Here is a 19,830-nt window from a genome sequence, read left to right as displayed (position 1 = left end):
GAAGGAGGCGTATGTCCATCCGGTACAGCATCCTGGCGTTGCTTCAGGAGCAACCTCGCTATGGCTACCAATTGCGGGCAGCGTTCGAGGAACGCACGGGAGCCGTCTGGCCGTTGAACATCGGGCAGGTGTACACCACCCTGAACCGTCTGGAGCGCGACGCTTTGGTCCGCAAGGAGGGCGACGACGGCCGCGGCCACGTGCTTTTCAGCATCACCGACGCCGGGACCGCGGAAATCCGCCGATGGTTCACAACAGCGGTGGACCGTGGAGCTCCACCAAGGAACGAACTGGCCATCAAGCTTGCGCTGGCCGTCACGACGGCGGGCACCGATGTTCCCGCGCTCATCCAGGCCCAACGTGAGATTTCCCTGCGCCAACTGCAGGCGTATACCCAGGACCGCAAGGATGTCGCAGCCAACCAAAGGGTCACGGATACCGCCCGGCTGCTCGTTCTGGACTCCCTGATCTTCCATGCCGAGGCGGAGGCCCGCTGGTTGGATCTGTGCGACGCGAGGCTGGTCCAGCAGGCCAATGGCGCCAGCAACGGCATGATGGGAACCGTCCGCGGAAACGGGACAGCCACCGCATAGACTGCTCCGCAGGGGAGGTGCTGGCATCGAAACATTGACGAATGCCGACGTCCGGATCCGGCTGATCGGCCCCGACGACGCCGACGCGCTGATCCGCCTGGCGGAGACGGATAACTTGTTCGACGAGGATCCGTCCGTCGCGCCGTCAGGGGCATTGGCGTACGACGCCGCCCGCTCCTTTCTGGGCGACCCCGCCGTTCTGTTTTGGCTGGCCGAGCTCGGTGGCGAGACGGTGGGATTCCTCCACTGTTGCGTTCAGCGCCGGCGCAACGCCGGACCTTGGGCCGAACTGCTCCTCATGGAAATGGGGACCCATGTGGAGTGGCGCCGCCGCGGTATCGGCCGGTCCCTTTTGGCTGTCATGGAGGAGTGGATGCGGGAACACGGGATGGAGGAGGTCTGGGTCCCCGCCAACCTGTATGCCACCGGATTCTATGAAAAATGCGGTTTCGCTAAGGATGAAGGCGAAATACTCGTCAAGGCTCTGGGCTGAGTTGCGGCCCATGAGAGTATGAACGCATGAGCGATCAGGACGACACTCAACCCAGTGGCGAGAGTTTTGACGACATCCCGGTGGAGGGCACAACCTTGGACGCTGGCGCGGCACAGAGCACATCGGAAGCAGGTCCCAAGGCCGACGGGAAGGCTGGCGCCAGGAAAGGCACCACCCTGCAGGACCTCGTCGACGAACCCGCCAAGGTCATGCGGATCGGCACCATGATCCGCCAGCTCCTCGAAGAAGTGAAGAGCGCCCCTTTGGACGAGGCAGCACGCGGACGCCTTGCCGAAATCCATGAACGCTCCATCAAAGAGCTGGAAGAGGGCCTCGCTCCTGAACTTGTGGAAGAACTGGAACGCATCAGCCTCCCGTTCCCTGAAAACGCCACGCCCTCCGACGCTGAACTCCGGATCGCCCAGGCGCAGTTGGTTGGTTGGCTCGAGGGACTGTTCCATGGAATCCAGACGGCGCTTGCCGCGCAGCAGGCAGCCCGGGAACACGCTGTTGCCCAGTTGCAGCTTCGCCAGTTGCCACCCGGAACCATGATCGCCCCAGGCGTCGTTATTGGCGAGAACGGTGAGCCCCAGCGTGCCCACCTTCCCGGCAAGGAAGCGGAGCCCGGCAAGCCGGCTCGCGTGGAAGATCCGGACCACGGTCCGGGCCAGTACCTCTGAGCGCTGGCTTGGGATTCTTTGGGGCCGTCCGGCAGGGGCGGAAGGATGACGCTGAACTAGGCAAAGGATTGTGGCGGCGTGCCCACGACCGTTTTCATCGAGGCCTGGATCGGTATCACCAAGTGCTGGAGGGTGTCGAAGACGAACAGCTCTACGGCGAACTCGTAGTCATTGCCAACGAACTGGCGGACTTGTCGTCCCGGGTACGTGCGGTCTGCGTGGCGGCCCAGCTCCGTTCGCCCAGCGACGGGCTGGACATTCCCGGATCGCTCGCCGGCGTCCATCGGGCCTTGTCCAAAGCCGGGAACTCACTTGCCACGACGGCGGAGGCCGCCGCGATGCTGCGTCTCGCCGTCGGGCCCGTCCCGGTAGGAGCGGCGTCGGTGCGACGACGCGCCGAAGCCGTTTACGAGCATGTCGAGGAAGCCGAACGGCTATTGAGGGCCGAAGCCGGGTCGTAACCCCTGCCGGCAAAGTAGCTGCAGGCGCGTCTATTCCCACATGGCAACTATTAAGCGCCTAGCTTAGAGGCGCGGAATCCGTAGCCCCTGCGGGTGCGCGCTGGCAGGATGGAAGCCATGACTTCGTCACCGAACCTTACTTTTAACGACGGCAACTCCATTCCCCAGCTCGGCTACGGGGTGTGGCAGGTTGAGGACGATGTAGCCGAAAAGGTGGTGCGACAGGCATTCGACGCCGGCTACCGCCACATCGATACCGCCAAGATCTACGGCAACGAGGCAGGCGTGGGACGTGCCATCGCATCCTCCGGCCTCAAGCCCGAGGAAATCTTTATCACCACCAAGCTGTGGAACGCAGACCAGAGCTATGAGTCCACTCTTGCGGCTTTCGAAGAGTCCATGAACCGCCTCGGCTTGGAAACCCTTGACCTGTACCTGATCCACTGGATGCAGCCCAAGCAGGACAAGTTCGTGGACACCTGGAAGGCCCTCATCGAGCTCCAGAAGCGCGGACGCATCAAGTCGATCGGCGTCTCGAACTTCAGCAAGGAAGGCCTGCAGCGCCTGATCGAGGAAACCGGCGTTGTTCCGGCCATCCACCAGATCGAGCTGCACCCGTTCTTCAACCAGTCGGAACTCCGCGAGTTCGCTGCCGCCCGGGGCATTTTGACCCAGGCATGGTCGCCTTTGGGCCAAGGCGGCGAGCTCCTTGAGAACGCCACCATCGCCCAGATCGCTGCCAAGCACGGGGCCACCCCGGCACAGGTGGTCATCGCCTGGCACCTGGCGATCGGCAACGTCGTGATCCCCAAGTCCGTGACCGAGTCCCGGATCCAGGAAAACTTCGCAGCACTGGGCGTCACTTTGGATGAGGCTGACATCGAGGCCATCAACGGCCTGGACCGCGGTGCCGAAGGCCGCATCGGACCGGATCCGGCAGTCTCAGACTTCGCATAGTTCTCCACCGGAAAACCCCGCACCTGACAGGTGCGGGGTTTTCTTGTCATAACTGCTACGTGGGCTGATGATCGTAGGGTGTTGGGGTTTGTCCTTGCCGCAATAGGTACCTTGATCGGCGGCTTGGCCTACAACGCTAGGAAAGTGGTGCCCTCAGCCAATAGGCGAGGTTGTAATACTTCTCGGGATCGGGTTTATCGTCCGCGACTTCCTCCGGACGGGCCGGTTCCTGGCACGCACGGACGCGATCCACTAGGTGCGGAGCGTAAGCACGGCTGGCAACGCTGGTTCACCTCGCGGGGCGGAGGGGCGGGCCCGTGGATGCCCGGATCGTCAGATGGGTGGGGAGTTCGACTTTCACGCGCATCTGGGACCGGCCCGGTCGAAGCCTGCTGACGAGCATGTCCGTTGCGACCCGTCCGGCTTGTTCGATCGGGGCCGTGAGGGTTGTCAGGGGCGGCTGGCAGAAATCAGCTCCGAAGATGTCATCGCACCCGACCACGCTCATTTCATCGGGTACGTCGATGCCGCGTTCCCTCAGCCGGACGAGGACGCCGATGGCAACCAAGTCGTTGAACGCGATGCAGGCAGTCGCCCCGCTGTTGAGCAGGGTGTCAGCGGCGGCAGCCCCGGACCGCGTACTCGGGTGATACGGGCCAAGGCGCCGGATGGTGATACCCAACAACTCGGATCGCTCCTGCAGGGCCTCCCACCGCCGGCCGTCCGACCAGGAGTTCGGCGGCCCTGCGAGATAGGCAATATCCCTGTGGCCGAGTGAAAACAGATGCTCCATGGCCTGCTGGACCCCTGAAGGGGTATCAATGATCACGCTCGGTACGCCCGGTGTGCTGCGGTTCAACGTCACCAAAGGGGATTTGGCGGCCGCGCTGATGAGCTGATCGTCGCTGAGGCGGGTCGCGGGAAGAAGGAAGCCGACCGCAGAGCTCCGGAACTCGTCCAGGTAGTTTGCTTCCAGTTCGACATCCTCTTCGGTGTCGACAAGCAGCTGGGTATAGCCGGCAGTCTTGAGCTGATGCTGAGTGCTGCGGATGAAGTCAAAAAAGAACGGGTTTGTGATGTCCGGAACCAGGACGGCGACGGCTCCGGACCTTCCCGGGGCGGTGCTGCGGGGATATGCGGACGGCACGTATCCCAGTTCGCGGGCAGCCGCTTCGATGCGTTCCCTGGTGGCTTGGTTGACGCGGTGCGGCTGAGATAAAGCCCGCGAGACCGTGGACGCCGCTACACCGCTGAGAGCGGCGACGTCCCTGATAGTCGGACCCCGCCCCAGCGCGCCGGTTCCAATGCTGGCCTCGCTAATGCTCATAGTGCTGCCCCCTCGCGGCCCCGCAATGCGTTCTGAGAGTCCATCTTCCCTCATCCGGGATGTCCCTTCCCATCTGTGACAGGCCAATCCCAAAAGCAACGATGGCAATTTTTGGCAACCGTTGCACTTGTTGCAGCAACTGTCATAGTGTTCCAGCTAACATCCGGTCTGTGTGGCCGGTTCCCCCGAAGATTTCGGGGCGACTCAACGAGGAGCATAAGAAAGACATGAACAACTCAAGGACGCGACTTATTGGCGCGGTCGTTCTCGTTTCGCTGGGAGCACTAGGGGTAACCGGTTGCGGTGCCGACAACGGCTCGTCGAGCGCGAGCGGGGGCGCCCCCAACGGCCAAGGCAAGACCCTGGATGTCCTGGTCGGTGCCAACACCAACAAGTCCGATCAGTTCAAGGCCTGGCAGGCCCACATAGCCGATGCATTCAAGAAGCAGACCGGCGCCGACCTGAAATTCGAGACGTTCGCCAGCGCCAACGATGAGCTCTCGAAGATCCAGACCTCTGTGGTCGCAGGCCAGGGCCCGGACGTCTACGCAGTGGGTACCACCTTCACCCCGACCGCGTACTCAACAGACGCCTTCGTCAAGTTCGACTCGAATATGTGGAACAAGGTGGGCGGCCGCGACCGCTTCGTTCCCGCGACGTTGGGAATTTCGGGGCCGGACACCCAGAATGAAGTGGGCGTCCCGTTTACCTCCAGGCCCTACGTTCTGGCCTACAACACCGAAATGTTCAAGAAGGCCGGGCTGGACAAGCCTGCTAACACCTGGGACGGTCTGCTGGACCAGGCCAAGAAGCTGACCACCGGATCCACCTACGGGTTCGCGACCGGATACGCGGACAACTACACGCCGTGGAAGTTTGCCTGGGCCATGGCCAACCAGTCGGGCAACCCCTTGGTGGATGGAAAGACTGCCCGCATCGATGACCCCACCGTGCTCAAGGCCTACGAAACGTACTTCGGTTGGCTCACCAAGGACAAGGTGGTCAACCCGGCCGCCGTCGGTTGGAACGATACCCAGGCTGCCGCTGACTTCGCCGCGGGCAAGTCCGCCATGATGTTGATGACCACCGCATCATCAAAGGTCACTTTCGATGCCTCCGCCGTGAAGGGTAAATACGCCTACGCCGTGATGCCGACCGTACCGCCGGGACAGACTTCCGCGCCGTCCGGTGGCCAGCCGGTCAGCTCCATCATTTCCGGCGACAACCTGGTGATTGCCAAATACTCGCAGAACCAGGACCTCGCGGCTGCTTACATCAAGCTGCTCACCAGTGAAGACGAGCAGGTCAACTACAACAAACTGTTCGGAGATCTTCCCACCAACGCTGCGGCCGCAAAGAAGGTCCAGGATGCGGATCCTTCGCTGGCGCCGATCATTGATTCAGCGTCCAAGTCCAAGACCACACCGTTCACCGGCGCGTGGGGCGACATCCAGCTGGCGATGACCAACGTCGTGGTTCAGTCCCGCCCCGATCTTGGCAATGGCAGCTTCAATGAGACCAACCTCAAGGCTGCGCTGGCCAAGGCCCAGAAGGACTCCCAGGCCTCCCTCGACAGGGCGTCGGCAAACCAGTGAGCACCACCGTGAAAAAAGCCGCCGCCTTGCGGCGCGCCCCGGAGCTTGGCGGGCAACCGCCCGCCAAGCGCCGGCGGACTGTGAGCGAACGAAACCGGCCACTATGGATGCTCACCCCTGGTGCCCTCCTGATCGGCCTGATAATCGTCGTCCCCCTGATCCTGGGCATCTACATCGCGATGCTGCAACTGGATCAGTACACGATCCGGAAATGGATCAGTGCCCCCTTCGTAGGATTGAAAAACTTCGTCGAAGCGTTCACGTCCACTGACTTGGTCCATGCCTTCGGCAACAGCATCGGCTTCTCCTTGATCGCCACCGTCATCACGGTACCGATCGGCATCTACGCTGCACTGGCGACCCAGAATGCCTATCGCGGCAGGTCCTTGGTGCGCTCGATGTTCCTTATTCCCTACGTCCTTCCATCGTTCGTCGTGGGAAGCTTTTGGCGCACCATGCTCCAACACGACGGCATCGTCAACAAGGTGCTGACCGCGTTCGGACTGCCTGCCGGTCAATGGCTCACCGGTCCGGCCAGCTTCTGGGTCCTGATCCTGGTCGAGGTATGGGCGGCCTGGCCGTTCATCTATTTGATGGCACTTTCAGGCTTGCAATCCGTGGACCAGGAAGTCCACGAGGCAGCGGCCATCGATGGCGCCTTGTGGTGGACGAAGCTGCGCTACGTGATCTTCCCGTATTTGCGCGGGCCGGTCGCCTTGGCGTGCCTTATCGCGACGCTCCACCACATGAACAACTTTTCGCTGACCTTCTTGTTGTTCGGCGTCCCGGCTCCCTTCGACGTGCAAATACTGCCGACCCTTGTCTACAGCATGAGTTTCACCAGCCTGCGGTTCGGCATGGGAGCAGCGATGGCACTGATCTCGCTTCTGCTGATCGCCATACCGCTCTACTTCTACTTGAAAGCCGTTCGGCTCGACACCGGCGCGGACGCGGGAGGCAAGAAATGAGCAACAAAACGCCCGACGTCGTCATGGAGGTCCCGCTGGAGGCCTCCAGCCCGCTTCGCACTGGAAGCGCGCCCCGCAAGACCGGACGGCAGACTGCCGCGGTATACCGCCTGCTCCCGACCCCGCTGCTGGTCGGAGGCACCATCGTGCTGTGCGCCATGGTTGCGATTCCGTTGCTCTACATCGTGTTTTCCTCGATGAACTCCGATGTGGAAGTGGCACGGGGGGCATTCTTCCCCACCGAATTCACCCTCGCCAACTACACGAAGATCTGGAGCACCCTGCCCTTGGGCACTGGCCTGATCAACAGCGTCATGATCGCCGGTGCGGTTGCGGTGGTTTCCTCATTACTGGGCATCATCACCGCTTACGTGCTGGTCCGTTTCGAATTCAGGGGCCGCCTAAGCATTCTCCGGGGGCTCATCGGCCTGCAAAGCGTTCCGGGCGGTCTTTTGCTGCTTCCGGTATTTGTTCTCTTCGCCTCGGCGGGCAACTATCTGGGAATCACCGTCATCGGTACCTACTGGGGCCTGTTCCTGGCGTACTTGACGTTTGCCCTGCCGTTTTCCATCTGGGTCATGGTCACGTATCTGCGGGGCTTGCCCAAGGAACTGGAGGAAGCAGCCCGTATCGACGGATCTTCCTCGATGGGGGTTCTCTTCCGAATCATCTTCCCCCTGAGCTGGCCCGGGCTCGTGGTCGCCGGCGTCTTTTCCTTTCTGCTTGGCTGGAATGACGTCATGTTCGCTTCGGTACTGACCCGTCCGAATACCCAGACCGTAGCGGTAGTGCTGCAGATCTTCGGGTCCTCCTCGGAAGGTGGGGCGCTGCCCCTGTACGGCCAGATGATGGCCGCATCCTTGGTCTGTGCCGCACCTGTGGTCATCCTCTATCTCATTTTCCAACGATTCCTCGTCGGCGGCCTGACTGCCGGCGGTGTCAAATAGGCCAGCCACGCCGGCTGCCAACCATGTATTACTTCAAGGAGAAAACGACGTGACCGTCAAGCAACCCCAGTGGACACTGTCTGGATTCGGCGACGAAATAAGCCCGGACCCGCTGATCCAGATCGCAGTTCTGCAGGCCTTGGGCGCCAACCACATCGAAGTCCGCAGCGCTTGGGGCACCAATATCGTGGAGCTGTCCGAAAAGGACCTCGCCCGGCTGGACCAGATACTGCGCGAGCAGAACATGGGTGTGTCGGCCATCGCCTCTCCCATCGGCAAAGTGGACATCACCACACCTGTCGCATTCGAAGTGGATCGCCTCCACGCGGCCATTCGGGCCGCGAAGGTCCTGGGCACCCGTTACATCCGGATCTTCTCGTTCTATCGGGCCGAAGGCCTCAGCGCCGAAGACATCCGCGACGCCGTCATGATCCGCATGCGAGCCTTGGCCGCAGAGGCCCAGGCGCACGACGTGGTACTCCTGCATGAAAATGAAAAGGACATCTACGGCGACACGCCTGAACGCGTCCTGGACATCATCACGACTGTTAATTCCCCGGCGCTGCGGATTGCCTGGGACGCCGCGAACTTCGTCCAGGTGGGCGTCAAGCCCTTCAGCGAGGCCTACGACATGCTCCGCCCCTACCTGGAATATCTCCAGGTCAAGGATGCCCGTGCCGATGACCGCCTGGTGATGCCGGCGGGGGATGGCGACGGCCAACTTCGCGAAACCATCAACGCTTTGAAGGAAGACGGTTTCGAAGGCTTCGCTTCCCTGGAGCCCCACCTGGTCAACACCCACCACCTCGGAGGATTCTCGGGACCGGCAGCGTTCGGAGTTGCCGGCCGCTCCTTCAACCGCCTCCTCGAAGAAGCCGGAGTTACCACCAAATGACCATCGCGAACACAGCAACCACGCCCAAGCGGCGGCTGCGCACCGCCGTCGTCGGCTGCGGAGTCATCGGCCGTCAGCATGCCAAGCTCATCACCGCGAATGATGACCTGGAACTCGTCGCCCTCGTTGACCCGCTTGAACCGGCCGCGACCGCGCTGGCAGACACGGTCGAGAGTGAGCTGCACAACCCTCGTCCCGCAACGTACTCGTCGCTGGCGGCCGCACTGAAGGGCGCGGACATCGATCTTGTCGCTGTCTGCACGCCAAGCGGCCTGCACGCGGACCTGGCCGTCGAAGCCCTGAATGCCGGCAAGCACGTCATCATCGAAAAGCCGATCGACGTGGATTTGCCGAACGCCCGGCGCGTTGCAGATGCGGCGGCCGCCGCGACAGGGCAGGTCGTCTCCGTGATCAGCCAGCACCGCTTCGATCCGGCGAGCGTCGCGGTGGCCCGGGCGGTCCGGTCCGGACGCTTCGGCAGGATCACCTCGGGAGTGGCTTCGCTGGCTTGGTGGCGGGGCCAGAACTACTATGACTCCGGCCAGTGGCGGGGCACTTGGGAGCTCGACGGCGGCGGCGCGGTCATGAATCAAGGCGTCCACAGCGTGGATCTGCTTCTTTGGTTCCTGGGAACCCCCGTCCAGATCCAGGCCCACACTGCGCTGCTCGCCCACGAGCGCATCGAAGTTGAGGACACTGCCGTTGCGACGGTCCGATTCGCCTCCGGCGCTTTGGCAGTGATCCACTGCACCACCGCGGCCTATCCCGGACTCACCGCCCGGATCCAGGTCCACGGCGAGAGGGGCTCGGCCGTCGTCGACAATGATCGGCTGCAGTACTTCCACGCCGCTGACAATGCTCCCGCAGAAGGAGAATCTTCCTACGGCATGGCCGGGGCCGGGAACCAGGCCGAACTTGAGGTCGGGGCGCATGATGCGGCAGCCAATACGGACGGATCAGACGATCTGCAGACCGCGCACCAAAAGCAGTATGCCGACGTCGTGGAAGCCATCCGTTCCGGAAAGGATCCGCGGGTCGGAGTCGAGGAAGCAACCGCGGCACTCGCTACCGTGCGGGCCCTTTATGTGTCGGCAACTCTCGGCTCGGCGGTGTACTTCGAAGACGTCCTGGCCGGCAAGTACGACGACCTCGTCGTCCACACGGGCCGCGCCTAAGTCTGCTTGGCTGCCGTGCTGGTGCCGCTCTCTGCGGCGCCAGCACGCAGTTCGCGCAACCACCCCAAGGCTTCTTGTTCATCGGAGAAATACTGGGTGGGGCACTGCGGTGCGGGGAGCCCGTGCCTGCCGTGGGCGATGACACGGTCCACGGGCGTGCTGCCCAGAATCGCGAAGGCCGTGATGGTGGCTGCTTCGCTGAAAAATCTGACGGCGTCGCGGCTGACGTACTCGACGCCGATGACCTGAAGCAGTACAGCGGCGCCCATTCCGCCCGTCAGAGCCAGGTATCGCTCCTTGACAAGGGCTCCGTCCTCTGCCGTGATCCGGCCTCCCGGGCGCAAGGTGATCCGGAGGATCCCCTCACCCGCATCCTCAATCCTGACATTTTCATGTTCCGAGCTGAGCCAGTCCCCGCCCTCCGCATCGGAAACGGTGTTGGCCTCTGCGTCGGGGCGTAATTCGCCCTCCGACTGAACCAGCGTTGTCATCAAATCCCCCAGATGTGATTTCGCTGCGACTCCATTGACGCAGTCCCGGATGAGCACCATTCGGGTGTGATCACACTACCGGTGAGGTTGCCCGGCGTCCATGATTAGTAAGTATGCGGTGTGTTCCCGCGGGAACACGTCTGGAATCAAGTACGGCACGACGAAGGGCGCACCCCGATGGGATGCGCCCTTCGCCAGACGGTCGGATCAGTCCTTCTTGAAGGCGTCCTTGACCTTTTCGCCGGCCTGCTTCAAATCGCCCTTGGCCTGGTCGGCCTGGCCTTCCGCCTTCAGGTTTTCATTGCCCGTGGCGTTGCCGGCAGCTTCCTTGCCCTTGCCGCCAGCCTTCTCTGCAGCGTTCTCAATCTTGTCGCCTAGTCCCATGGTGTTTCCTCCTCTGGTTCGGCAGCCGATCGATACGGCCGTTGTTACATACTAAGCATGCTTCGGGTTTGGATTTCAAGTCCGAATGGGTTGCCGGGCATGAAACTGTGGTGTGTTCATCCGGCGGTCGCCCGTCAACAAAGGGAGAACCGTGGAAGCCAAACGCACAACCTCATGGGCCGTGGCAGAATCGTCTGATGCCCCTGATCCAGGTTTTGAACGCTTCGCCGGCATCTACCGAGAAGAAGCGAGAGCTGCTGGCAGCGCTGACTGCGACCTACGCCGACGTCATGGGGATCCGGCCGGACACCATCCGCGTCGTCCTCCACGAAGTCCCGCGAGAGAACTGGTCGGTGGCCGGAGTGACCCTCGCTGATTCAGGTCAGAACGAAGCGGTTTAAGCTCCTCCAGGAACCGCTTCCTCGATCGCGGTCAGCGCGGCTGTGAAGGCGATCGTCGGCTACGGTGACGCCCGTGGTCAAGGAGGACAGGGAAATGCGGACGATGATCCGGGTTGTCAGGCACACTCATCTTCCTCGTCGGACCGTGGAGGACCTTCGGACCGTGTTCGACGTGGGCCCGGTCGGGGTCCTGGTGGGTGGCACCGTTCTATGAGTCCTTCGGTTGGCGCCGGATCCGTGCTCAAGAACGGTGCCTATCAAGACGGGAGAGGACCACAGTCGTCGAATCCGTGGATACTCCGATCATGATTTGCTCCGCCGCCAAGAACACCGCATCGTGGCCCGCCGGACTGATCGATCTAGGGGGAACCCCTTGGTAGAGCGTCGCGGGATGGAGGTCCCGATCGGGCCCTTTGCCGGCATGTCCCGCGGCGCCTTCCATCATCTGGGGAAAGCCGCGCATGTCCTATCCCGCGATGAGTTCCTTGACCGGCCCTTCGTGGAGGGCTAGGTAAACCGCGTTCCGGACCTGGTTGGCCTGTGAATCCGTCATGGTCCGGGCGAGGGGGCGCAGCACCAAACGTATGAGCGCGTTGGCTTGTCCGTCGCAGATGCGGAGCCGTTCCCGCGCTGCCGCCGGGAGCTCTCCCCATGAAGTCAGCGCCAGGAGTTCGACGCTTTCCAGATCTTCGGCTTGCTCGCCCAAGGATGTCCGTACCCGGTCTCCGAGAACTTCGGCGTCCAAACCCGCGGGGACGACGATGGAAATATCTCTGCGGATGGAAGGCATCTGGGAGACCGGTTTCCATTGGGACAGGTCCAGCATCTGCTGCTCGATTCTTTTGTCCGTGGACCTGAGCAACCTGATGTCGGGGATGCCTTTGCGGAGCATCAGTGTACGGTCCAAGCCCATCCCTAGAGCCAGTCCCGACCACTTTGCGGGATTCAGGCCGGCCTCGGCGAACAGATGCGGGGCCATGAGTCCGCACTCCGCGAGTTCGAGCCATTCTCCTTCCATGAGAACATCGAGCTGCAAGCCCGCCTTGGTGTAGGGGTGAACTGCCGGAACTGCGCGCCATTGTGCTCCCGGAAGGACCGCTTGCACGAGGGAAGAAAGCATTTCCTGGAGATCACCGGCGTCGAGGGCTTGACGGGAGCTGACGCGCCACAAGTCGACTTGGTGTGGGGTACCGACGTGGGTGCGGTCGATGGAATCGCGCCGGTAGACAAGACCGGGGATGGCCCAGAGCTCGTCGATGGATTGGTCTGAATCCAGTGCCCGCAGCAGGGACGGGATGGAAGCGGAGGTATGGCTGCGGAGCATCACCGTAGGGCTGACGTAGCGGGAGTATCTTTGATCCCGCGTGACATCCGATTCGCTGAACCCCAGGCGGTCATAGTTGTCGGTCACGCTCACCAGCGGGCTGTGCCGAATGATCTGTTCGGGCACGCCCCACTTGCTGCCGAGCGCGTCGGTGACACCTTGCAAGAGTGTCTGCATTGCATGGGGCCCGGCGTCCGGATTTGAGAGGTCCCGGATAATCAAAGCATCGTTGAGTTCGGAGGGGCCGAGATAAGCGGGCATTACTGGTCCTTATGTTCGGATGTGAGTGGCGGGTTCCACCCCCGACTCACATCCGGCGCCAGGACCTAGGCGCGCGCCTGAGAGCCCTCGCGACCGGAAACCGGTCGGGGGCAAGTAAATCGACGCGTGGAGAGCATGGGGCGACTATACCCCGGCTGACGACCCTGCTCGTCGGAGCCAGCGCTTCGCGCTGCTACAAACCGAGGTCTTTGACCGCGGTGACCCAGTTGTGGGCGATCGCCTTCTGGGCAGCCGACAGGGTGACCTTGTGAGTGCATACGGCCTTGTGCAGGGCGTTCTCCACCGCGTCTTTCGGGTTCGTGGTGCCCGTTGCGCTCGTCTTGTTCGGCTCAGGCCACAGATTCGATACGGAGTTGGTGCCGCCGAGCTCAAGACTGATGAGGTGGTCGTATTCCGTGGTCTTGACGGCGGTCTGGCCGTATTCGCGCAGGCTCTCGGCCTTAACCTTGTCCGTGTTCGAAGCGGGCGGGCGAACCGTGGCCGTGTAGCCGCTCGTGCAGATGGTCGAGTCGATGTTGTCCTGAGTGACCGCTGGATCTGCGGCGCCAGGAGTGCAGGCCGGGTCCGGCAGGTACTCGCCGGTGGCGGCATCGACAACCTTGGCGGAGCACTGTCCGGCACTAAGCTGTTCGTCGGTGGCGACGATGCCGGGGGAGTGGATGGACTTCACGGCTGCGGCCGACGCATCTGAGGATGCTCCCCCGGTAGCGGCCGCGATTGCCTGGGGAGCTGCCGGCGACATCGCTTCTGTGGCGGGACCGGATCCCTGCTGGCATCCGGTAAGGGCCAATGCGGCAAAGAGGAACGCGGCGGGCAGAGCGAAGTGTTTGCGGAAGTTCATGACCCTCATGTGTTCGGCGGCTCGGAAGACTGTCCCTGGAAACGGGTACAGACGGGCGGAAGATGGTAGTTCCCGCCCATCTTTTCTATCCTGTTGCCTGAACTTCGCAGCGCCCGACGCGCCGCGCCGCCTACTCGCCTCGGGTCTCACCTCGACGGCTGTGCATTAGGGGTTAAGGAGGTACCGGGCGACGAGGTAGAACGCAAAATCGGCGATACCGATGATCATCCCCGCGATGGCGAGCCCGCGTCCACGCAACCCGCGGTCTCTGGCCCGCCGGAGGCCTATGCCCGAGAGGGCGGTTCCGAGCGGACCCACCATGGCAAAGACAAAGAGTCCGACGCAGCTAATGATGAAACCCGCGATGGCAGCCTTGCTAAACGGTGCGCGTTTTTGGACCGGAGCGTATGGATGAGGAACCTGGGGGGCGCCGGACGGCCAGCGCTTTTCGGGAGGCGGAGGAACACTGCTCATGAGGTTTGTCCTTTCACCTGGATGGCGTTAGCCGAGCCTACGATATGGCGCGCAAGCTTGCCTCCAGGGTCCCGGTGTGTCGGAGCCTTGATGGGAGACATGAAACATGAGGCCAAACCGGACGGGCTTCTAACCGACTATGCAGAACGACGGCTTCGCCCTTCTTGCGCTGGTCGGCGTTGCCATGGCCGTCAGTACCCTCAGGAAGGAACGGCCCGCGCCCGAGGTGCTTCTTGAGGAGGAACATTTCGACGGCGGAGGGACCGTGCGCTCCAAAGGCACCATTTGGGGCGGCCTTTCCGTCAGCCGTGGGCGCAGAATGCTGGTGCTCAGCCCCACCACGGTAGCGCTCACCTTCAGCGTCGCATACGGCTTGGCGAGGTTCATCGGGCCATGGACCCTGCAACGGGCCGAAGTCAACAGGATCGAGCGCTAGCACTTGGTTCACCAATCACGACGTCATCAGGATCATCCCGGTCAGCGGACCGCCTTGGTATTTTCTGGCCGGATGGACTTCCGGCAAGAGCGCCGCGAATTTTGAACCTAAGAAGGAAGCCCCGCCAATCCAGTGGAATGGCGGGGCTTTTCGAGCTTCCTATCAGAATCGAACTGATGACCTTTTCATTACGAGTGAAACGCTCTACCGACTGAGCTAAGGAAGCACCGCGTTATCGTCCGGGTACCGGCTGAATCACGCAAGATACAACTGTAATAGAGTCACCTCGTCCGGGTCAAAACAGCACCGGGCAGGGCTCCCGTGGCGCCGTTGTTGCGGAATTCACCCGCTCGTCGCGCCGGGTTCAGGCCGCCGTCGCGGACCGGGGGCAAGCTGGGCGGACTAACGTGGCCGCACGATTTCGGCCATCAACCAGCGAAGGGGCGCCATGAGCATGGACAGCGGCAAGAGGATCAACGCGGACGACGCCGGGGCACATCGTGCGCAGCGGCTCCGGCTTGCTGTCTTGGACATGGTGGGCACCACGATCACGGACGATGGTCTTACGGAACGTGCGATGTCCCGCGCACTGCTGGAGACCGGCGTCGAGCCCGGTTCGACCCGCTTCGAAAGCATGCTCGGCTATGCCCGGGACACCATGGGCTTTTCGAAGTTGACCGTTTTCAGCCACCTTTTTGACGAAGCCCAACGGGCTGAGAGCGCCAACAAAGCGTTCGAACGCGCCTACGACGATCTGATTGCCGACGGCGGTGTCCGGGCTATTCCGGGCGCCGAGGAAACCATCGACTGGTTACGGGACTCCGGCGTGAAAGTGTGCCTGGCTACGGGATTCGGGCGGCACACCCAGAACATGGTGCTTGAGTCCCTGGGCTGGATGGGGAAGGCCGATCTCAGCCTGTGCCCCGCCGACGCCGGACGCGGTCGCCCTTATCCGGACATGATACTTACCGCCGTGCTTGCCCTTGACCTCGATGATGTCCGCGAGGTCGTCGTCGTGGGGGACACGAGCTCGGACATGCTCTCCGGTGTTCGTTCCGGTGCGTCCGCCGTGGTGGGCGTGCTCACCGGCTTCCACTCAGAGGCGGCCTTGCGCGCGGCCGGCGCCACCGCCGTCGTGCCCTCGGTCAAGGACCTTCCAGCGCTGCTTGAGCCCCGCGCGGCACGGCTCTAACGCCTGCCCCTCAACAATCCTCCGGTTTTGGCCTGGTCACAGCGGCGTGGATGCCGTCAATCCGCCACCCACGCTGCTGGGCCCGCGCAATTGCGCTGGAGGTGGAGCGTGGCAGCTCTTGCCGATGTCCTCGTGCATGCGTTGCGATGCCGGCCGGCAGTCGAAGCGTTGGTCATGGTTCAATGCGCGGTTGCACGTGGCGACATAACCGTGGAGTTCCCACGCGGCGTAACACGTTCAACTGCCCGGGTCAGCTCAACCCGGCTCCAAAAATGGTCAGAACTGGCGGCCGGCCAAAAACGGCCACGCTCAGCACATGGTCCCGTCCGAAGGCACCTTTCCGTCCACGAAGTAGTTGTCCACGGCGTCGGACACGCACTGGTTGGAGCGGCCGTAGGCGGTGTGGCCTTCGCCCTTCCACGTCACCAGGGAGGCGTTGCCGAGCTGCTTCCGCAGTGAACCAGCCCAGGCCACCGGTGTTGCCGGATCCCCGGTGGTGCCGATAACCACGACCGGAGCGGAGCCGGTGTACTTGACGGGAGCCGGCGTGTGCACGGGCTTATAGGGCCAGTCCTTGCAGTTGATGCCGCCATAGGCGAAGTAGTACCCGAAGGTGGGGGAGAGCTGCTTCAGCCGGGCTTCCTCGGAACGCATCCCGGGCGTATCCGTGACCATGGGGTAGTCAAGGCAGTTGATCGCGTTGAACGCGAACTGGGTGTTCGAGGTGTAGGTGCCGTTCGGGTCCCGGTCCGCGCCAAAGTCGGCAATCCGGAGCATGAGCGACACATCGCCCTTGAACGCGGCCACGAGCGCCTGGGTCAGGACAGGCCACGATTCGTTGTCATAAAGCGGGGTGAAAATGCCGCTGACAAACGCGGCTCCCGTCACCAGCCGGCCGTCCTTCGCCCGCTTGGGATTCTGCTCGACGTCGGCAATGAGGTCCCGGATTTGCTGCACACCATCGTCGACGCTGCCTATCATGGGGCAGCCGGGCTTTGCTTGGCAATCCGCCACATAAGTGTGGAGCTCCTTTTCGAATGACTCTGCCTGCCCCGCAGTGAGGTCCTCGTTGTTGAGGGCCGGATCCACTGCGCCATCCAAAGCAAGCTTGCCGACGTTGTTCGGGAACAAGGACGCATAGGTGGCGCCAAGCGAAGTTCCGTAGGAGAAGCCAAGGTAGTTCAATTTTGCGTCGTTCAGCACTGCGCGGAGGATGTCCATGTCCTTGGCAGAGCTGGCGGTGTCGATATGTGCCAGGGCGGGGCCGGATTTTTCCACGCACTTGGCATTGATGGCCTTGGTGTCGGCAAGTGCCGCCGCGAGGCCCTGGTCGGTGTCATAGTTGTAGACCTTCTCGCGGGAAGCGTCCCGCTCGGCGTCGCTGAGGCACGTCACCGGCGCCGAGCGCTTGACGCCGCGGGGATCGAAGCCCACCAGGTCGAAGCTGGACCGGAGCTTGCTGGTGAAGTGCGTCTTCCCTGCGTCCCTGACGAAGTCATAGCCAGACGCGCCGGGGCCGCCGGGATTGACCAGCAGCGAGCCCTTCTTTGTGCCCTGGGCCGGGAGCCGAATCGCCGCGATGGAGATGCTGTCACCGTCGGGTTTGGCGTAGTCCACCGGCACTTTGATGTTGGCGCACTGGAATCCTTGCTCGCAGGACGTCCAGTCCACTTTCTGGGAGTAGAAACTCTCCAGTCCTGCCGGCGCCGCGGCTGCGATGGACGAGTCGGCGGTGCTGCCCGACCCGTTGCTCGCGCCGTCGTTAGGCACCGGCACGGAGAACACGCAGCCGCTCAGCAGCAGGCTGGCGGAGACCGTGGCAGCGACTGCCGCTGCCGCCCGCCGCAGTGATGGGAACCGGGTCCTGGAACTGGACCCGGCGGTCCGGCGTCGTGCGGGGGTCATGCGTTTCTCCTCAAGCTGGGGAAGCGTGTTGTACTTCTAAACTATCCGGCTATTGCTGAATCAGGCTGCTCGCCATGGACTCGACGGCCAACAGGGGTGCCACGTTGGTGGTGGTGATCCGCACACGGGCCTTGTTGATGGCATCCATGCGCGCCAAAGTGATCTCGGGCGTGGAGTTTGCCGCATAGGCTTCCAGCTCGCTCCTGAGTTCAACGTTGACCAACTCCACGGCGTTTCCCATCTGGATGACCAGGACGTCCCTGTAGAAGGACAGCAGATCGGTCAGCGTGCGGTCGAGGGAGTCCGTGATGGATCGCTTGGCGCGCCGTTTCTGGTCGTCTTCAAGCTGCTTCACCTGGCTTCGCATCGACGGAGGCAGGGTGCCCGACTCCGGAGCGCCAAGGCTCGTGAGCAGGGCCACCTTCTCGGCGGCGTCGCGTTCGTCGTTGGAGCTGTTGGCCTCATCGCTCGCGATCTTGACCAGCTTTTCGGCCATCATCACGGCGGCAGTGACGCCCCGCAGGCCCAGCGGGAAGCGGACCGTCTCCATCCGGCGTTCCCTCGCCTCCGGGTCGCGGGCCAGCCGACGCGCAATGCCGATGTGGCTTTGGGCAGCCCGGGCGGCCCGGTCCGCAATGGCGGGATCGACGCCGTCTCGCCTCACCAGCAGGGCGGCGACGTCGGCAGTCGGCGGAATCCGGAGGCTCACCGGGCGGCAACGCGAGCGGATGGTGACCAGCACATCGGCGGGCGACGGCGCGCACAGCATCCAGATGGTCCGGGGCGTGGGCTCCTCGATGGCCTTGAGAAGGACGTTGGTGGTGCGCTCGGCCATGCGGTCCGCGTCCTCCACCACAATGATGCGCCAACGGCCCGACGCCGGCCGGTCGCCCGCCTTGGACACCAACTGTCGGGCTTCCTCGATGGTGATGGTGACCTTCTCCGTGCGGACAAAGGTCACGTCGGAGTGGGTCTCGCCGAGGATGGTCCGGCACGATGCGCATTCGCCGCAGCCTCGGAGTGCCACGTCGTCCTGTTCGCAGTTCAAGGCAGCCGCGAATGCCTTGGCCGCGTTGGAGCGGCCTGAACCCGGCGGTCCGGTGAACAGCCAGGCGTGCGTGAGGCCTTCGCCTTGGGCGGCGGCCCGCAATTGCGCGACGACGGGCGCCTGGCCCTGGAGCTCATCCCACACGGTCACGTGCGGCTCCCGAGCAAGTCCTGCACGCGCCGGAGGATTTGCGCGGCGAGATCCTCGATGGCGTCGTTGGCGGGCAACACGAGGTACGTGTCGGGGCGGGCCCCTGCCAGTTCGAGGAACGCCGCACGGATGCGGGCGTGGAAATCGTCCGGTTCCGACTCGAGCCGGTCCTCGGCAACGTTTCCGGCAGTTCTGCGGTCCCGGCCATCGCCCGGGTGGACGTCGAGGAGTACCGTCAGGTCCGGTTCGAGGCCTTCGGTGGCCCATTCGTTGAGCCGCCTGACATCCACGGTTCCGAGGTCCCTGCCGGCACCCTGGTAGGCCACGGAGGAATCAATGTAGCGGTCCGTGATAACCACTGAACCTTGCGCCAAGGCCGGGCGGATGACCTGGCTTGCATGGGCGGCCCGGGAGGCTGCGAACATGAGCGCTTCGGTGCGGGGATCGATCGTGCCGTGGCCGTGGTCCAGGACGAGGGACCGCAGTTTCTCGCCGATCGGCGTGCCCCCGGGCTCGCGGGTTCGCAGTACTGACAAACCGAGGGACTCGAGCGACTCGGCCAGGCGGGCGGCCTGCGTGGACTTGCCGGCCCCGTCCCCGCCCTCGAAGGCGATGAAGAGTCCCCGGCGCTGGTCCGGCATGGGGCTCTGGTCCTGCTTGAGGGGCTGCGTAGTCACGGATCTAAGCGTACAGATGATCACTGACAGTGCCCGACGACGGCGCACGCCCACCCGCGCGGGACGCTCACCCCGGCGCTCGGCAGCGGTTCGCCCGTAACACCTTTCCAGCGCCCGCACCCCTCGCCGTAGGC

22 protein-coding genes and 1 tRNA gene are annotated in these 19,830 nt (G+C 63.2%); 13 read left to right on the top strand and 10 right to left on the bottom strand.

Translation table 11 applies throughout. The annotated features are described in order from the left end of the window. Positions 1-11 precede the first annotated feature (11 nt). The 5 genes from BMF89_RS07990 to BMF89_RS07970 all read left to right on the top strand — a co-directional run bounded on the left by BMF89_RS07990 (position 12) and on the right by BMF89_RS07970 (position 3,184). On the top strand, positions 12-593 hold the full coding sequence (locus BMF89_RS07990; protein ID WP_078106560.1) for a PadR family transcriptional regulator: 582 nt from the start codon (positions 12-14) through the stop codon (positions 591-593). 34 nt (positions 594-627) lie between these two features. Next, on the top strand, positions 628-1,086 hold the full coding sequence (locus BMF89_RS07985) for a GNAT family N-acetyltransferase (protein ID WP_171983435.1): 459 nt from the start codon (positions 628-630) through the stop codon (positions 1,084-1,086). Between the two features lie 26 nt (positions 1,087-1,112). Then, positions 1,113-1,766, top strand: a complete 654-nt coding sequence (locus BMF89_RS07980; protein ID WP_078106558.1) for a bacterial proteasome activator family protein — start codon at positions 1,113-1,115, stop codon at positions 1,764-1,766. An 8-nt stretch (positions 1,767-1,774) separates the two neighbouring features. Further along, a complete protein-coding gene (locus BMF89_RS07975) occupies positions 1,775-2,227 on the top strand; it encodes a hypothetical protein (protein WP_078106557.1) in 453 nt (150 codons plus the stop codon). 117 nt (positions 2,228-2,344) lie between these two features. Continuing rightward, the gene (locus tag BMF89_RS07970; RefSeq protein ID WP_078106556.1) at positions 2,345-3,184 is read left to right on the top strand and encodes an aldo/keto reductase; all 840 of its coding nucleotides are present in this window, start codon (positions 2,345-2,347) and stop codon (positions 3,182-3,184) included. Positions 3,185-3,473: 289 nt separating this feature from the next. Here BMF89_RS07970 and BMF89_RS07965 read toward each other — a convergent pair whose 3' ends face one another. Further along, a complete protein-coding gene (locus BMF89_RS07965; protein WP_078106555.1) occupies positions 3,474-4,511 on the bottom strand; it encodes a LacI family DNA-binding transcriptional regulator in 1,038 nt (345 codons plus the stop codon). A gap of 227 nt (positions 4,512-4,738) precedes the next feature. On the opposite strand from BMF89_RS07965, the gene BMF89_RS07960 reads away from it, so the two are divergent. The 5 genes from BMF89_RS07960 (at position 4,739) to BMF89_RS07940 (ending at position 10,091) form a co-directional block, all read left to right on the top strand. Continuing rightward, positions 4,739-6,106, top strand: coding sequence for an extracellular solute-binding protein (locus BMF89_RS07960; RefSeq protein ID WP_078106554.1), 1,368 nt, complete (start codon positions 4,739-4,741; stop codon positions 6,104-6,106). Positions 6,107-6,114: 8 nt separating this feature from the next. Further along, complete coding sequence (locus tag BMF89_RS07955; protein WP_253190757.1) at positions 6,115-7,074, top strand: sugar ABC transporter permease; 960 nt, start codon at positions 6,115-6,117, stop codon at positions 7,072-7,074. A gap of 158 nt (positions 7,075-7,232) precedes the next feature. Beyond that, positions 7,233-8,021: a carbohydrate ABC transporter permease gene (locus BMF89_RS07950; protein ID WP_241710608.1), complete on the top strand. Its 789-nt coding sequence runs from the start codon at positions 7,233-7,235 to the stop codon at positions 8,019-8,021. A 49-nt stretch (positions 8,022-8,070) separates the two neighbouring features. Beyond that, positions 8,071-8,916, top strand: coding sequence for a sugar phosphate isomerase/epimerase family protein (locus BMF89_RS07945; RefSeq protein ID WP_078106553.1), 846 nt, complete (start codon positions 8,071-8,073; stop codon positions 8,914-8,916). After that, positions 8,913-10,091: a Gfo/Idh/MocA family oxidoreductase gene (locus tag BMF89_RS07940; RefSeq protein ID WP_171983434.1), complete on the top strand. Its 1,179-nt coding sequence runs from the start codon at positions 8,913-8,915 to the stop codon at positions 10,089-10,091. The genes BMF89_RS07945 and BMF89_RS07940 overlap by 4 nt, the downstream gene beginning before the upstream one ends. Here BMF89_RS07940 and BMF89_RS07935 read toward each other — a convergent pair. Next, positions 10,088-10,582, bottom strand: coding sequence for a hypothetical protein (locus tag BMF89_RS07935; protein ID WP_078106552.1), 495 nt, complete (start codon positions 10,580-10,582; stop codon positions 10,088-10,090). The genes BMF89_RS07940 and BMF89_RS07935 overlap by 4 nt on opposite strands. A 207-nt stretch (positions 10,583-10,789) precedes the next feature. Beyond that, positions 10,790-10,966, bottom strand: a complete 177-nt coding sequence (locus BMF89_RS07930; RefSeq protein ID WP_078106551.1) for a CsbD family protein — start codon at positions 10,964-10,966, stop codon at positions 10,790-10,792. A 197-nt stretch (positions 10,967-11,163) separates the two neighbouring features. Here BMF89_RS07930 and BMF89_RS07925 point away from each other — a divergent pair, with 197 nt between their 5' ends. Continuing rightward, complete coding sequence (locus tag BMF89_RS07925; protein WP_078106550.1) at positions 11,164-11,367, top strand: tautomerase family protein; 204 nt, start codon at positions 11,164-11,166, stop codon at positions 11,365-11,367. Between the two features lie 466 nt (positions 11,368-11,833). On the opposite strand, the gene BMF89_RS07915 is transcribed toward BMF89_RS07925, so the two are convergent. The 3 genes from BMF89_RS07915 to BMF89_RS07905 all read right to left on the bottom strand — a co-directional run bounded on the left by BMF89_RS07915 (position 11,834) and on the right by BMF89_RS07905 (position 14,288). Beyond that, positions 11,834-12,952, bottom strand: a complete 1,119-nt coding sequence (locus tag BMF89_RS07915; protein WP_078106548.1) for a hypothetical protein — start codon at positions 12,950-12,952, stop codon at positions 11,834-11,836. A 193-nt stretch (positions 12,953-13,145) separates the two neighbouring features. Then, positions 13,146-13,814: a hypothetical protein gene (locus tag BMF89_RS07910; RefSeq protein ID WP_078106547.1), complete on the bottom strand. Its 669-nt coding sequence runs from the start codon at positions 13,812-13,814 to the stop codon at positions 13,146-13,148. 165 nt (positions 13,815-13,979) lie between these two features. After that, on the bottom strand, positions 13,980-14,288 hold the full coding sequence (locus BMF89_RS07905) for a DUF4190 domain-containing protein (protein ID WP_078106546.1): 309 nt from the start codon (positions 14,286-14,288) through the stop codon (positions 13,980-13,982). 139 nt (positions 14,289-14,427) lie between these two features. Here BMF89_RS07905 and BMF89_RS07900 point away from each other — a divergent pair, with 139 nt between their 5' ends. Then, positions 14,428-14,724 carry a hypothetical protein gene (locus BMF89_RS07900; protein ID WP_078106545.1) on the top strand — a complete coding sequence of 99 codons (297 nt, stop codon included), beginning with the start codon at positions 14,428-14,430 and terminating at the stop codon, positions 14,722-14,724. Between the two features lie 153 nt (positions 14,725-14,877). Here the strand turns inward: BMF89_RS07900 and BMF89_RS07895 are convergent. Beyond that, positions 14,878-14,950 (bottom strand) — tRNA-Thr (locus BMF89_RS07895). 222 nt (positions 14,951-15,172) lie between these two features. Here BMF89_RS07895 and BMF89_RS07890 point away from each other — a divergent pair. Further along, on the top strand, positions 15,173-15,916 hold the full coding sequence (locus BMF89_RS07890; RefSeq protein WP_078106544.1) for a phosphonatase-like hydrolase: 744 nt from the start codon (positions 15,173-15,175) through the stop codon (positions 15,914-15,916). A gap of 309 nt (positions 15,917-16,225) precedes the next feature. On the opposite strand, the gene BMF89_RS07885 is transcribed toward BMF89_RS07890, so the two are convergent. The 3 genes from BMF89_RS07885 to tmk are packed head-to-tail and all read right to left on the bottom strand — an operon-like array spanning position 16,226 to position 19,660. Then, the gene (locus tag BMF89_RS07885; protein ID WP_078106543.1) at positions 16,226-17,821 is read right to left on the bottom strand and encodes an alpha/beta hydrolase; all 1,596 of its coding nucleotides are present in this window, start codon (positions 17,819-17,821) and stop codon (positions 16,226-16,228) included. A 49-nt stretch (positions 17,822-17,870) separates the two neighbouring features. Continuing rightward, entirely contained in the window at positions 17,871-19,019 is a 1,149-nt protein-coding gene (locus BMF89_RS07880; protein ID WP_078106542.1) for a DNA polymerase III subunit delta', read from the bottom strand. Then, positions 19,016-19,660 (bottom strand): dTMP kinase, encoded by a 645-nt coding sequence (gene tmk / locus BMF89_RS07875; protein WP_078106541.1) that lies wholly within the window; start codon positions 19,658-19,660, stop codon positions 19,016-19,018. The genes BMF89_RS07880 and tmk overlap by 4 nt, the downstream gene beginning before the upstream one ends. Positions 19,661-19,830: the final 170 nt, after the last annotated feature.

The organism is Arthrobacter sp. SRS-W-1-2016 (genome assembly GCF_002009585.1).
GTDB classification, from domain to species: Bacteria; Actinomycetota; Actinomycetes; order Actinomycetales; family Micrococcaceae; genus Arthrobacter; species Arthrobacter bambusae_A.
Note: the sequence above shows the minus strand (reverse complement) of the source record. Positions and strands in the feature narration are given on the sequence as shown.